Origin of the sequence: Candidatus Methanoperedens sp. (assembly GCA_027460535.1) — an archaeon.
GTDB lineage: Archaea > Halobacteriota > Methanosarcinia > Methanosarcinales > Methanoperedenaceae > Methanoperedens.
The window spans coordinates 1-14,419 of the sequence record JAPZAR010000009.1 but is presented as its reverse complement, the minus strand read 5'-3'; the positions used below and the strand labels follow the sequence as shown (position 1 = coordinate 14,419).

Below are 14,419 nucleotides of genomic sequence, written 5' to 3'. Positions count from 1 at the left end.
ATGTGTGGCATCAATGGATTCAATTGGAAAGATACAGCTCTAATTGAAGATATGAACGGAGTAACCAAACATAGAGGTCCAGATGACAAAGGGATTTATGTCGATGAGAAGACCTCATTAGGTCATGTCCGACTTTCGATAATTGACTTATCCGAAAAAGGCCATCAACCGATGTCTAATGAAGATGAAACGATATGGATAACCTATAATGGAGAGGTTTATAATTTTCAAGAGTTAAGATCTGACCTGTTGAAAAAAGGGCATGTTTTTAAAAGCAACACAGACACTGAAGTAATAATTCACGCTTATGAGGAGTACGGTTTAAACTGTGTAAATCAATTTAATGGCATGTGGGCTTTTTGCATATATGATAAAAACAAAGATATTTTGGTTTTAAGCAGGGATCAATTTTCTATCAAGCCTCTTTATTATTATATAGAAAACAATAAATTTATTTTTTCCTCTATGATCACTGGAATCTTATGTCATGACATTATAACCGCTCCAAATGAGAGAGCGATAATGGAGTATCTGGCGTTCAACCTTGAAGATCATAAACAATATACATTTTTCGAAAATATCTACTCGCTGCCACAAGGCAGTACACTGACATACGATCTTAAAACCAATCATCATCATATCCAGCAATGGTATCATTTAAAATTTAGAAACGTGAAAAATGATGGAGTCATTCGAGATAAATTTATAGAAAGTGTCAGGTTAAGAACAATATCCGATGTTCCTATAGGCAGTTGTTTGAGCGGTGGAATTGATTCCTCTGCAATAGTATGCACTCTGGATACTATTTTAAAAAATAAATTTTTTACATTCTCTCTTGTTGCACCGGGAAGCTCGAAGGATGAGAGTAAATATATCAAGGAGGTTGGAAGAAATACAAATACGCAACAATTTTTCACTACGATAAACGTTGATGATTTTCTAAAGGAAGTGGACGACTTTATTATTGCGCAAGAAGAGCCAGTAACAGGATTAAGTCCTTATGCCCAATATCGCGTAATGAAACTTGCCCATGAGCAAGGTGCAAAAGTGCTCCTTGATGGACAGGGTGGAGATGAAATATTTGCAGGATATGTATATTATTTTAGTTATTATTTTTATGAATTATTTAAAAAATATAAATGGCATACGTTGATTAAAGAAATGGTGCTATATATAAAAAATTTTAAAAATGTTTATCCACACTCAATGCTTGCATTTTTGTTCCTGCCCGGATCGTTGAAATATATCTTCTGGAAAACATTTGACAAAAAATGGATAAACCATGAACTGCTCGAAAAAGTATGTGTCGATAAAGACCCACGCTGGAAAGCCATGAACCTTAATGATAGCCTTAGATTAACACTTTTTTCTACAGCGATCCCACATCTTTTGCGATGGGAAGACAAAAACTCTATGAGGTGGAGCATCGAAAGTAGAGTTCCATTTCTGGATGTTGGGCTTGTAGAATCAGCAGACTCTCTGCCTTCAGAACAAAAATTACGCAATGGAGAAACAAAAGTGGTTTTTAAAAGGGCTATAGATCATCATATTCCAGATATGATAAGAAATAGAACGGATAAAATCGGATTTGAAGCCCCGGTAGATGATCTTTTCAGGAATGAAAAGATTGTAGAATTTTGTAACGAAATTATTTATTCTGAAAGTTTTAAGAACAGACCTTATTGGAAATGGAATGATGTTGAAAAAATATTTATTAGTCATATTCAAAATAAAAAGAACGCAGGAGATACAATTTGGAAGTGGATAAATTTGGAGATTTGGTTGAGGGAGTTTTTCAATGAGCAAAAAATCAGTAGAGTCAAAAGTTAATAAAAGTCTACTATTTGTTTCCCATAGTTATAGTACATTTGTTAAGGATCAAATAGAACAAGTATCGGATCATTTTGATAACGTAACTATTTTGTCCAGATATAATCCAATTTCGGAGATCTCGAATATCTTACCTATACATAGCTTGAGGCCATTTAAAAAGGCTTCGATAATTGATCTATCAGACAAGCCTTCTAATGTTAATGTAATAGTTACACCAATATTTTATGTACCTACTGATTCAGGATATAAAAATCTTGGAGAGAAGCATTTTAAAATAGTAGAGAGAAAAATAGAGAGGGATAACATAAGATTCGATTTAATTCATTCTCACTTTTTATGGTCTGCAGGATATGTTGGAGCAAAACTTAAGGAGAAATATAATGTACCATTTGTAGTTACTGCTCATGGCTATGATATTTATGATTTACCTTTTAGAGACAATGAATGGAAAGAAAAAATCAGATACGTTCTTGATTCTGCAGATTGTATTATAACGGTAAGTAATAGTAATCTGAAGTGCATTAGAGAATTAAATGCGAAAACACCAGTCCATGTTATACCAAATGGTTTCCGAAGCGATCTGTTTTACCCACAAGATTCAAAGGAATGCAGAAAAAAACTAAATCTCCCACTCGACCGAATGATATTATTGAGCGTTGGATGTGTATACGACGAAGTAAAAGGTGGAAAATATTTAATAGAGGCAATTAGAGAAATTGTAAAGCATAGAAAAGATATTCTATGCATTCTTATAGGCAGTGGAGAATTAAAAAATAAATTACAAAAACAAATTAAAAAAGCAGAATTGGAGAATTATATTATTCTCGCCGGAGGACGACCACATAACGAAATTCCAATCTGGATGAATGCCTGCGATATTTTCGTTTTGCCGAGTTTAAACGAGGGCAATCCTACAGTTATGTTCGAATGCCTAGGGTGCGGAAAACCATTCGTGGGAACAAAAGTTGGTGGTGTGCCAGAAATAATAATTTCAGAAGACTATGGGCTGTTAGCAGAGCCTGCAAACTCAAAAGATTTAGCGGAAAAGATTTTAATAGCTTTAGATAAGGATTGGGATTGCGAAAAAATAAGAGCTTATGCGGGCCGGTTTACATGGGAGAACATAACGAAGGAAATATTGATTATTTATCAACATGTGATTTAATCCACCATGAATGAAATAATGAAATTCGCCGTTTAATGGAAGTTTGGAATGGCACGAATCGACTGTAAACTAAAAATTGTGGCGATACTTTGCTTTGTGTTCATATCATTATCAACCCTAATAGCCTACACTAATCCAAGCAAAGATTTTGAACTATCAATTTATGAATCCACCCCAATTTCAGTATGGGTTCTCTTAATAATTAGCATTGCTGGTGGAGTGGCTATAATAGTTCATCAAGTTTATACGAAAGAATATAAATACGGTAACTTCTGGCAATTGGGATTTTTGATACTTATTTTAAGCAGAGTGACCTTACTTTACATTCCATTCATAAGGGGTTATTACACTTGGAACGGTGACAATATCTCACATATAGGATTTGTAAAGGATATTCTATTTACGGGTCATATTCCAAGCGATAATTTCTATCCTATTACCCATATTTTATTAACTATGCTTATATCTAGTTCTGGTGCGCCAATTGAGTTAATAGTAAATCACAGTACTGCGTTACTCTCCATTTTTTATGTAGTTTCTATATACCTACTTGCTACTACCGCATTGTCATCGAGGGAGGCACAGCTCTTATCTGTGGCAGCAATCGGTGGAGTTTTATTTAATGGTTATGATGTCTATCTTATGCCAAACGGGTGGTCTATACTTTATCTTCCACTCGTTTTTTTCTTATTCTTTAAATCTTTATTAAATAGATTTCCCTTAGAACATAAACTCTTGTTAGTCGTTACATTGGTATTATTCCCCTTTTTCCACCCACTATCTTCATTGATGCTCATTATAATGATATTAACAATTGGAGTTATAAGTTGTTTAATTCATATTATTGGAAATAAAAATGTTTTTTGGCATAACATTCCATATCTTTTTCCGATAACTTCCACATTCATTGTTCTCACAATTCTTCTTCCCTGGATATTATCATTTCAAGGATTTAAGATTAATATTCATCTTTTATATAATGCACTTACAACAGGGTACGGTCAAGACGTAATTGCTCAGATGGGAGAAAGATTGAATAAAATAAACGTTCATGGTCTTGATTTTGTAAATCTTATTCTTAAAATTATGGGAGATGACATTATATTTTTGGTTCTATCAATTATTGCTGCCATAATCTTATTTAAAAACCATGAAGAAAGAAAACGCAATAACAACTTATTGGTTTTTATTGGCATAACTTTCGTTGTAGGAATGATGTATGTGGCATATCTATTTAATATCATTCCAGGACTTGGAAATATCGGTTCGCAAAGATTACTAGCATATCTCGTGATTTTTACGCCGATATCAGCCGGGTTTACCCTTAAACATTTTATAAACAAAAAAAATTATATCTCAGCCATAGTTTGTATAGTTATAATTATGATGGCATCAATAATCAGCATACTTAGTTTATTTCCTTCTCCGTATATTTTGCAACCCAATGTTCAAGTTACGCAGATGGATATGTATGGAGTGAAATGGTTTGTAGATAATAAGGATCGAAAGATATCAGATACGGTGATTATGAGTCCAACGTATCGATTTGCAGATGCAATAATAGGAAGTAATGAAGTAAATAAAAGAACAGATATTAAACACTTTTCTCTACAGATTCCTGATCATTTTAATTATTACTTAAATAAATATATAGGTGAATCGTACACTGAAGATAAATACGCTGTGATTACAGAGTTTGATAAGACAATTTATGACACCGTATGGAAAGTAGTTGGAAGGTTTCATAAGGAAGATTTTGAAAAATTAGAGATGGATAAAACAGTTGATAAATTATATAATAATGGGGAGTTGAATGTTTGGTATGTCAGAGCAGTGTGAAACATGAATAAGAACGGAAACACAACAGAGTGGAATGGCTATAAAATAATGCAAAATGAGAAATTTATGAAAATATATTGTAAACACAAAAACTTTGAAATTCTTAAAATTGACAACACAATTGTTTATTTTCATATGCTTCCGATTTTTGGATATACATTTATGAAAATGCATTCTCCTGATTTAGAAAATATTCTAGTTACTATCCAGAAAGCTCAAACTATATGTAAAGAAAGGAATGCTGCTATTTTAGAAATATTGACTCCATATAAAGACAGTGCAATTGAAAAATCTATAGTAAAATCCGATGGAACATTTATTAAAAATCTTGACAGTCCTGAAGATTATCTCTGGACACATCTAAACAAAACAACAAGGAATTATGTTAGACAGGCCGAGAAAAAGGGTGTTACCATTGAATATGCAAAAAATGAAAATGATTTTAAGGACTGGTGGAAAGTATATGAGAGTACAGCAGGTATTAAAAAATTTAGTGCACAGCCACGTAGTTTGGTGTACGAAACATTCAAATATCCAGACATATCTCGTCTATTTGTAGCAAAAGTTGATGATAAAGTAGTCGCCGGGGCTTTTTTATTAATTGATAAAGTACCTTTATATTGGTTAGGAGCTACCGACTTGAGTTATATTAAAGATCGCCCTAACAACCTATTGCACTGGGAAATAATAAAATGGGCGAAAAAACAGGGATATCCTTACTATGATATGGGTGGCGCTGTTATAACTAAAGAACATGGACCAACAAAGTTCAAAAAAGGTTTCGGTGGAGAATATAGGCAATATTATATATACAGAATTCCGATTGGATTTATTAAGTCTAAAATAGTGGAAACGGCTCTAAAACTTTATAAGCAATAGAATGATAAAAAAATTATTTGTTACAATTGGATGCGACACGGATCCCTTAATTGAAGTCAATCAAAGAGCTATTTTTAATAAAGAAAGTGCTTGGGATGATGTTATTCAATCTGTTATCAGATTAAAAGAAGAGATAAAAACATTTGAAGACGAACAGAAAAAACCTCCAAAAATTATATGGTATCTTAGATCCGATCATCAAATAAATATAATATGGGGAGATTGGTGCTATCCTGTAAGAGAATATGTATCATTGTGGAATGAATTTGAAAAATCTGGAGATGAAATAGGTTGGCATCCTCATCTATGGAAATTAAATGAAATAAAAAATATATGGTATCAAGAAATAAAAGATAAAAATTGGATATCCCATTGCCTTGAGAAAGGCTACAAAGAAATTTCTAAAATTTTCAGAGTCAAAAGTACAAGAATGGGTTGGGATTTTCATAATAATTACACAATGAACATATTAAACTCTCTTGGTATCTTGAATGATCTCTCCGCTATTCCGGGGATTAAAAACAATGGCACTATTGATAATATATATGATTGGAAAAACACATCAAGATATCCTTATTTTCCATCAAAACATGATTATAAAATCGAGGACAGTGACCCCTCTAATAATCATAAAATTGTGGAAATTCCAATAACAACTTATCCTATACCATTCTATTTACGTGTTCTAACGAGAAAAGGAATTATAGCAGCAAATATCGCAAAACATCCATTATTTTTTAAAAATGCAATTAAAATTGTCGTTAATCGTAATGAAGAAGAAGCCTTCTTGTCTACATATTTTCATCCCTCAGACATTAAAGACGAGAAGGGGCTATTTTCGTTAAATAACTTTAAGAGAAATCTAAACAACATTGTAGAAATTGCAAGGAAAAAGAAATTAGAAGTTTTATTTATAACTCCTCAAGAGTTAGGAGAACGGTATGATACAGTTGCTTAGGATTGTATATGAGTTTTATCCAATCAAAGGAGGTTCTGTAACTCATATCATTGAACTATCAAAAAATATTAACAAAAATGTTGACCAACGAATAATTGCACCTGATTTTGGCGAAGAATGCAAATGTAAAGAATTTGATAATAGGTTTGAAGTTCCAATAATAAGAATTAAATTTAAACCAATAAAAGGGATATTCCATATTCCTGTAACCCCTTTAAATCAGTTGATTTATCTTTTTAAAGTTTTTTTATATTTAAGAAAAACCAAGAAATTTGACTTGATTCAAGTGCATTATATGGAAGCAGCAGCAGTATGTATTATGTTTAAGAAAATAAGGGGGGTTCCAGTTGTAGCTATGATGCACGGTGCAGATGATGCATATTCAAGACTTTCTGGTTTTCAAGAGGCTATATTGGCAAAATTATTCAAGCCTGATCATGCTTTTATTTTGGATGATGGCTCAATAGCCCCAGAAAAATTCAAAAAAATATGGAAAAATCGAGTTACTGTTGTCTATCATGGAATAGATACCAATTTTTTTAAAGCAAAACCAAAAAATAAAGAGTTAATCGAAAAATCCAAATTAACGGAATCTGATTTTATAATATTATCAACAAGCTCTTTAATTCCTGTGAAAAATATTGATTTAGCTATAAAATCATTTGGAATTTTTTTGAATAAAACCAAAACCAATAGTTGTCTTCTTCTTGCAGGTGAAGGTACTTTAAAGGACGAATTAGTCAAGTTAGCTAAAGAATATTCTTTAGAGAAGAACGTAAAATTTCTAGGAGGGGTTTCAATAGATCTGATTACAGAATATTTATCAATTGCTGATGTAGTTATTGCTACAAGCCTTTATAGCAATCTAAATCGCTCCGTTCTGGAAGCTATGGCATCTGGAAAACCAATAGTGGTATTTGATAGCGGTGGGACAAGCAAACTAATCAGACATATGGAGAATGGACTTTTAGTAAAATCCGGGGATATAGATTATTTTGCAGAACAACTCAAACTTTTATATGAAAATCCTGAGCTGGGAAAAACATTGGGAAAAAACGCCAGAAAAACAATAATAAAAGAAAGAAGTTGGGAAACACGGATTAAAAAAGAGTTGGATGTTTACGAAAAAATAATATGTGAAAAAAATGGAAAATAACAAAACAATCAGAAATTTAATTCTAAATGTTTCCAACACTTTTACCTTATGAAGTAATTAAGTGTGTGAGAATATGAAAGAACCCAAAAAATTCGCATTTGATGTCGGCATAACATTCATAGCCTCTGTAATCAGCATGCTCCTCGGCTTTATCATAACCGTGCTTCTTGGGAGGTATCTTGGCGCCGAAGAGCTCGGATTATACCGTATGGCTTTCACGATTTATGGAATAGCGATGCTATTTGCTGCGATAGGGATTCCTGCTGCAATAATAAAATATGTGGCTGAACATAAAGGAGATAGAAGAAAAACAAATTCGATTGTATCTGCCGGCGTTATTACTTCTTTATTCCTTGGTATCGGGTTTAGTATACTATTTTTCATTTCGTCGGGCATATTCGAAGGAATATTCAAGATGCCAGGATTGTCCAGCCTTTTGATAATTTTATCTCCCGTCTTTCCTTTTGCCTTGGTGAGTGGGACTCTGCTTGGATTTCTGAACGGACTCCGGGAGATGAAGAAATATGGGATTGCAACAATTCTCCAGAGTATTTTGATGCTAATAGTCTCACTAGTATTGATCTACCAGGGGTTTGGGGTTGCTGGTGTGGTAACAGGCATTGTACTCTCCTCTATAGGGTCATGTTTTTATCTAATGAAAATCAGTAGGCACTATTTTGAGATTGTGCTGGAGGGGTATGCTCAGACAACTAAAGAAATACTGTTATTCGGTGTACAAATACTTGGGGCAAATGCAATGGCTACGATAAATTACCAGGCAGATACACTTCTGATAGGATATTTTTTAACAGCGGTGGATGTAGGGTACTATGGTGTGGCAGTTGCCTTCAGCACATTTATCTGGCTGGTTCCCCAAGCTATTCAAACGATAACATATCCTGCGACTTCCGAGTATTGGAGTACGAATAATCATGTCGCGTTGCAAACTATGATTGATAAAAGTATGAAATATACTGCTTGTATTTTATTACCAATTGGATTGGGGGTTGGATTTTTTGCGAAAGAGATTATAACGATAATATTTGGATCCAGATTTATTTATGCCGTTTTGCCTTTGGAAATATTAATTGTAGGAACAGTGATTCTTGGAGTTGCTAAATCAATAGGTGGGGCTGTAACAGGTGTGGGTCGACCAGATATAGGTTTGAAAATAGTTGGCATTTCCGCAATAACAAATGTTGTGTTTAACATCTTACTCATACCCAAGTTTGGTATCGCTGGGGCAGCAGTAGCTACAGCGGTATCTTTATCTTTAGCATCTTTTTTAAATTTATTTATCGCTATCAAGATGATAAAAATAAAAATGGACTTTAAATGGTATGCCAAAATATCTGGTCTAAGTTTTTCGGCTATTTTAATTTTTATACGATTTGAATTTATAAACCTGTATTTATTGGGTATTATGATTTTGTGCGTTTATGTTTTTATGATTGCCACATTTTTTCTGAAAAAAGAAGATAAGATGTATTTCATGGATATTATACGTGAGAGCTGCTTTTTTTTAAAGAATCTCGTATACCTCAAATAGCTACCTGCCTTGCAATCTTTTAATATAATTTAATATATTAATTAATTTTGTCATTCTTTTTCCTAAAAACATACATTGCCCCAATATACGGTTTAATAGGCGCAGGATGAATGTTGACTAAATCAAAACCAGCTTCTTTAAAAATTCTATAATAATTACTTAAATCCCTATATTTTTGGTACTTCCCATCTGAGGTATTATCTAACAACAGATTTCTCAGAAATAAATCAAACCTTAATGAACTTAAAAGATTTAATCTATATTGGAACTTAACAAATGGATTTTTATTCCATGTAAATATAAATATATATTTTTTGGAATATTCACATAAGTTATTGAGGATTTTTTCAAATATAGCATCATCCATAATATGAAAAAGCACATCATTACAGATACCAAGATCAGATTTTAAATTTAACTTTTTTTCTGAATTACTAATCATAAAATTCCAATGCGGCTTATTTTTTCTATTTTTTTCAATAATGTTGGGAGAAATATCAACTCCAGTATAATGTTCACAATCTCGTCCTTCCCAGAAACTTAAATCACCACATCCAATATCTAAAACATTGTCGATTTTAGGTACATATTGAGTTATGACTTCCCATTTAAAATCTCTATATTCTCCAATCGAACCTTCTCCACTCCCACCACCACTTGAATATCTTTTATCCCAATAGTTTGATTTTAGCAAATCTCCATTTTTTGTCATTTAACCCCTTGAATAAATATATTTGAATTGCGCCATATTTTTTAATAATAGGAATCCTTCCCATAATAGAGGATTTCGATTAACTTATAATTTTCCATGGTATTTGAGCATGTTATGAATATTCACGCCTGTGCTGCACTTTTTCCGTTCTCAAGTTCATGAAGAATCGATATTTTGATTTCTCGTGTGTATTTTTTTCTTGTTTTCATATTTGCACCCTTTGTGTAGATGTTTGTTAAGAATGTTTCTTAACTACCTGTCCACTTTTTGGGGTGAAGTCCACAAACATTGCTTAAATATTAAGGGTGAAAAAATGCCAGCTAAATCAATAGCAAGATGAAAATGGTTTATTAAAAGATGTAAGGATGGATGTCAGTTATACGGAAGGAAAATACCCACTCTACTCCCCAGTAATGGGCTTGAGTTTTCTCACTTTATGGGAAAAGAAGAAAATGAGAAGTCCATATATTGCCAAAAGATTAATGAAATAGAATGCCCTTATGTTGGCTGGTCTGGTGGATCCGATGATTATAAGTTAGGGCTTGAACCAATGACCTGCCAAAAAGAACTTAAAGAGTATGAAGCTGCTCACATCCATTGACGTATGAGAATACCTATAGCAAGTGACGTACCCCGCTTGAAGAGCAAGACATCAGATTAAAATTAACAGGTGTTATATGAGAACAATATTTTTTGAATATTATATTATGTATAAATTAATCAAAACAAAAATAAGAACAAAGTTTTATAAATTGTTTATGAGAAAAGTTGGTATACATGTTAGAATCGGAGAAAATCTTGTGTTCGACGGACCAGAAAATATTATCATTGGTAATAACGTCCGAATCGGAAACAATTGCAGGTTTTTTGGGCGTGGTGGGATACACATTGGAAATAATATTTTTATAGCAGATAATGTAACATTAGCTTCTGCAACGCATGATTATAGCGATAAAAATGCTCATATAATAATGGCAAGACGCAAATCTGCACTGATTGATATTGAAGATAACGTGTGGATCGGTGTCAATGTTATTATTATGCCTGGAATTACAATTAATGAGGGGGCAATAATTGGCGCAAACGCTGTTGTAACTAAAGATGTAGCGCCTTACTCTGTCGTTGCTGGCGTTCCAGCTAAATTTATTAAAAATCGATATTGAACTTTGAGGTTACAATCTTTTCAATAAAGTCGCATAGAATATCTGTGATAAGGCATCATATATGGAGGAATACCATAACACAACTAATTTGAAGAGGTGTTGACTATTGATGCATGAGGTCTAGTATCGCAAATGAGGCTCCCAACCCTGAAGGGTAATGGCATTAAGTTTAGCATATAAAGATATAATCTGAGGACTGCATAATGAATATTAAAAAAATTTGGCTACTTTGGGGAGTGTAATCCACTTGTTATCTCATCCACATTATAAAAACGGATTACTTCCTTTGCTACCTCTTTTGCATCATGCATCTCTTCAACGTATTTTCTACCTTTATCTCCCACTTCTTTTCTTAACCTTCCATCTTCTATCAATATTCTAAGATTTTCAGCAATATTTGTTGATGAGGTATTGATTATCGGGTTAAAGGGCATATATGATTCCAAATCATCGCGAATATATACGCATACCGGCTTTCCCAGTGCCATGCACTCAACAGCAAACAAACCATACCAACCAATTAGTAATTGATCTATTACAATATCTGCCTTTTTATAGTATTCAATCGCTTTATTATGTGGCATGTTTTCTACTAAAATTAGATTAATTTTATAGCCTTCATTTTTCAGTTTGTTAATGGCTTTTAGTATATATTCGGTACCTTTTTTTGCTCTATTACTTGGTGCATGGACGATATTAATATTTTCTGATTTGACTTTATTTTCGACTCCCACATAATGAAAACTATCAAGAGAAATAGGGTTTGGTATCCATATAGCACATGGAGACCACTCCAAAAGATCGGGCGTAGAAACAAAAATTTTATCTGCAAATTTTGAATAAATTAATTTTTCACCAGTGTATCTGATATCAGAACCGTGGTGGTGAATAACCAATTTTTTTTTTAGATATTTCCATAATACTGAATCAATCCCTTTTGGTAATAATGTTCCCCCATGGAAATGATATACATCATATTTACTTAAGAATTTTGAAAATATTATCATCTTTTCTATATGATTTATAGGAAATCCTGAATTTAATGGAAAACAATAATCAACTCCATAATCAAAAGGATGCCTCTGATATGACAGTACATCACTTTTATAACCTAATTTTCTTTGTGCTTTAGCTAATATTAGTGGGATACCTGCAACGTCACCGATGTGTAATATTTTCATTTATATAATCCTCTATAATTTCCCTCTTATCCGTCCCTGCCCTGTATGCCAGTATGGATGAGGATTTCTTCACGCTCCGTTATAATCTCCCGGGACAGTGGCGCACACTTGATGAACTGGGGGTGGGCGCCAACGATTGAGATGATTTTCATGTTCTGCTCTTAGATATAACGCCGGATATATAAATAGGGCGCTTTTGGACATGCGGGGGCCGGTGGTTGCCCCGGTTCTTGCAGAGCGCCGCAACTGTGGAAATATATAGTTTATGTAATTCAATTTATCTTAATCCCTATCAACAAATCTGCGTTTATCTGCGTTCATCTGCGGTTGATGCAAGCTTAGTGCTGGGTTGTCTTATCTGGTGGAGTGGGATAGGTAGAGGTAATTTCCGAAACTATGGCCATGTTTGACACTGTCCAGGTCCATGTTTGTATATCGCTGCCATTATCATTTATTGCACCCGCGCTCACGTTCCATATTCCAATGGATGCACTGGTATTGGTGTACTTTGCATCAGTGATACTATTATTGACCTGAACCTGAGTACCGTTGATGTACCAGGTAACATTCACGGTCTGGTTAACGGTGATATTGAATTGCCTGGTAGCTACTGGAGTATCAATGGCCGGTGATGGAGGAGCAAAATTAACTATTGCAGGCGGTGCACCTCCGCCTCCTGCACCTCGACCTTGTATCGGTGCTTGATGATTCGTGAAGTTCAGGTTCATGATGTCATTATTGAGAGTTATCACTTTGAAAGTGGCGTTGGTGGGACTCCATCCTGCTCTCGTCTCTTCGGTTACATTATAGTCGCCAGGAGCTAGGTTCGTGAGCTGATAGAAGCCGATAGCATCTGTTGTTGAAGTGGCTATCTCTGCGTCTGTTGTGCTATTCTTAATAGTGATATTCCAGCCTGCAATTCCGTGCTCGCCAGCATCCCATATCCCATTATTATTGTTGTCGTATATCTTGAAACCTGAAATGTTAAATGTTGTAACTGGCGGTGTTAACACATTCCGATCCCATTTCTGATTGGCTGTGCCGTTTGCATTGCTCACTCACATTCCATACTCCAATGGATGCACTGGTATTGGTATACTTTGCATCAGTAACACTATTATTGAACTGAACCTGGGTCCCGTTGATGTACCAGGTAACATTCACTGTCTGGTTAACGGTGATGTTGAATTGTCTGGTAGCTCCTGGAGTATCAATGACCGGGGATGGAGGAGCATAACCTGTTATCGAAGGACCGCCGGGAACTGGTGCAGAGATCAATGTCAATGTTCTTGTCTCGGTCTGGTTCACATTTCCTGCTGCGTCCTGTGCGTACGCTTTGTATGAAGTTACAGAATTGGTATTATTTGCCGCATATGTTCCACTTGCAACCTGGATGCCATCCAGATATGCATAGATCTTATCACTTCTATTAAAAACACATACTCCTTGATGCCAGGAACCAGCAGTGGGAACAGAACTTCCTAAATGCTGGCTTGTGCCGGAAGACGCTTGAATAGAACAGGTTAATTGGTTGCCACTACTTATCTCCATGCCATATCCAACAGCCCCGGAATCACCTTTGCTGACGATGGTTTTCCATGCATTGGGCAGGGAAGACATATAAAACCATGAACTTATTGAAAAATCACCGGTTCCAAAGTCCAGAGCACCATTCGATGGATTTCCCATTGTTATATAATCATTAATTCCATCAAAGCTTGATCCATTTCCAAATTTTCCCGAAGTTGAATTCGGACATGAAGCCCCTGAACACGTCCCGTTGTTCCCCCAGCTGCTCCAGTCCCGGAAGAACGTCCGACTTTCACCGCTTTCGTTATTGAACCTCCACCAGCCAACTAACGAGCGGTTCCAGTCGATGAAGGCTGTTCTGGAGCTTAAAGCGGTTGTATTGATGTATGCGTAGTTCTGAGTGAGAGTCGCACCGTTTGCCGGCGTAGGATCGGTAAAGAAGATGGAGGGAACT

General features: G+C 34.6%; 13 protein-coding genes. 9 read left to right on the top strand and 4 right to left on the bottom strand.

What is annotated here, in order from left to right; all coding sequences use genetic code 11:
• The 7 genes from asnB (at window position 1) to O8C65_02965 (ending at window position 9,379) form a co-directional block, all read left to right on the top strand.
• Entirely contained in the window at window positions 1-1,830 is a 1,830-nt protein-coding gene (gene asnB / locus O8C65_02995) for an asparagine synthase (glutamine-hydrolyzing) (protein ID MCZ7355876.1), read from the top strand.
• The gene (locus O8C65_02990; protein MCZ7355875.1) at window positions 1,799-2,998 is read left to right on the top strand and encodes a glycosyltransferase; all 1,200 of its coding nucleotides are present in this window, start codon (window positions 1,799-1,801) and stop codon (window positions 2,996-2,998) included. Before asnB ends, O8C65_02990 begins: the two co-directional genes overlap by 32 nt.
• 48 nt (window positions 2,999-3,046) lie before the next feature.
• On the top strand, window positions 3,047-4,837 hold the full coding sequence (locus tag O8C65_02985) for a hypothetical protein (protein ID MCZ7355874.1): 1,791 nt from the start codon (window positions 3,047-3,049) through the stop codon (window positions 4,835-4,837).
• A gap of 3 nt (window positions 4,838-4,840) precedes the next feature.
• Window positions 4,841-5,716, top strand: coding sequence for a GNAT family N-acetyltransferase (locus O8C65_02980; GenBank protein MCZ7355873.1), 876 nt, complete (start codon window positions 4,841-4,843; stop codon window positions 5,714-5,716).
• Between the two features lies 1 nt (window position 5,717).
• Window positions 5,718-6,674 (top strand): hypothetical protein, encoded by a 957-nt coding sequence (locus O8C65_02975; GenBank protein ID MCZ7355872.1) that lies wholly within the window; start codon window positions 5,718-5,720, stop codon window positions 6,672-6,674.
• Window positions 6,658-7,830, top strand: coding sequence for a glycosyltransferase family 4 protein (locus O8C65_02970; protein ID MCZ7355871.1), 1,173 nt, complete (start codon window positions 6,658-6,660; stop codon window positions 7,828-7,830). Before O8C65_02975 ends, O8C65_02970 begins: the two co-directional genes overlap by 17 nt.
• A 73-nt stretch (window positions 7,831-7,903) precedes the next feature.
• The gene (locus O8C65_02965; GenBank protein ID MCZ7355870.1) at window positions 7,904-9,379 is read left to right on the top strand and encodes a flippase; all 1,476 of its coding nucleotides are present in this window, start codon (window positions 7,904-7,906) and stop codon (window positions 9,377-9,379) included.
• Between the two features lie 37 nt (window positions 9,380-9,416).
• Here O8C65_02965 and O8C65_02960 read toward each other — a convergent pair whose 3' ends face one another.
• Window positions 9,417-10,091 carry a methyltransferase domain-containing protein gene (locus tag O8C65_02960; GenBank protein ID MCZ7355869.1) on the bottom strand — a complete coding sequence of 225 codons (675 nt, stop codon included), beginning with the start codon at window positions 10,089-10,091 and terminating at the stop codon, window positions 9,417-9,419.
• Window positions 10,092-10,527: 436 nt separating this feature from the next.
• Here O8C65_02960 and O8C65_02955 point away from each other — a divergent pair, with 436 nt between their 5' ends.
• Window positions 10,528-10,692 carry a hypothetical protein gene (locus O8C65_02955; protein ID MCZ7355868.1) on the top strand — a complete coding sequence of 55 codons (165 nt, stop codon included), beginning with the start codon at window positions 10,528-10,530 and terminating at the stop codon, window positions 10,690-10,692.
• Window positions 10,693-10,768: 76 nt separating this feature from the next.
• Window positions 10,769-11,254 (top strand): acyltransferase, encoded by a 486-nt coding sequence (locus tag O8C65_02950; GenBank protein MCZ7355867.1) that lies wholly within the window; start codon window positions 10,769-10,771, stop codon window positions 11,252-11,254.
• Between the two features lie 224 nt (window positions 11,255-11,478).
• Here O8C65_02950 and O8C65_02945 read toward each other — a convergent pair whose 3' ends face one another.
• From O8C65_02945 to O8C65_02935, 3 genes are all read right to left on the bottom strand, one after another.
• Window positions 11,479-12,435: a glycosyltransferase family 4 protein gene (locus O8C65_02945; protein MCZ7355866.1), complete on the bottom strand. Its 957-nt coding sequence runs from the start codon at window positions 12,433-12,435 to the stop codon at window positions 11,479-11,481.
• A gap of 338 nt (window positions 12,436-12,773) precedes the next feature.
• Complete coding sequence (locus O8C65_02940; GenBank protein ID MCZ7355865.1) at window positions 12,774-13,448, bottom strand: SpaA isopeptide-forming pilin-related protein; 675 nt, start codon at window positions 13,446-13,448, stop codon at window positions 12,774-12,776.
• On the bottom strand, window positions 13,420-14,419 hold a 1,000-nt coding region (locus O8C65_02935; GenBank protein MCZ7355864.1), incomplete at its 5' end, for a LamG domain-containing protein. The genes O8C65_02935 and O8C65_02940, both read right to left, overlap by 29 nt.

Coding starts and splice junctions, on each gene's coding strand:
- asnB (MCZ7355876.1), top strand. CDS start 1: ATGTGTGGCATCAATGGATTCAATTGGAAAGATACAGCTCTAATTGAA.
- O8C65_02990 (MCZ7355875.1), top strand. CDS start 1,799: ATGAGCAAAAAATCAGTAGAGTCAAAAGTTAATAAAAGTCTACTATTT.
- O8C65_02985 (MCZ7355874.1), top strand. CDS start 3,047: ATGGCACGAATCGACTGTAAACTAAAAATTGTGGCGATACTTTGCTTT.
- O8C65_02980 (MCZ7355873.1), top strand. CDS start 4,841: ATGAATAAGAACGGAAACACAACAGAGTGGAATGGCTATAAAATAATG.
- O8C65_02975 (MCZ7355872.1), top strand. CDS start 5,718: ATGATAAAAAAATTATTTGTTACAATTGGATGCGACACGGATCCCTTA.
- O8C65_02970 (MCZ7355871.1), top strand. CDS start 6,658: ATGATACAGTTGCTTAGGATTGTATATGAGTTTTATCCAATCAAAGGA.
- O8C65_02965 (MCZ7355870.1), top strand. CDS start 7,904: ATGAAAGAACCCAAAAAATTCGCATTTGATGTCGGCATAACATTCATA.
- O8C65_02960 (MCZ7355869.1), bottom strand. CDS start 10,091: ATGACAAAAAATGGAGATTTGCTAAAATCAAACTATTGGGATAAAAGA.
- O8C65_02955 (MCZ7355868.1), top strand. CDS start 10,528: ATGGGAAAAGAAGAAAATGAGAAGTCCATATATTGCCAAAAGATTAAT.
- O8C65_02950 (MCZ7355867.1), top strand. CDS start 10,769: ATGAGAACAATATTTTTTGAATATTATATTATGTATAAATTAATCAAA.
- O8C65_02945 (MCZ7355866.1), bottom strand. CDS start 12,435: ATGAAAATATTACACATCGGTGACGTTGCAGGTATCCCACTAATATTA.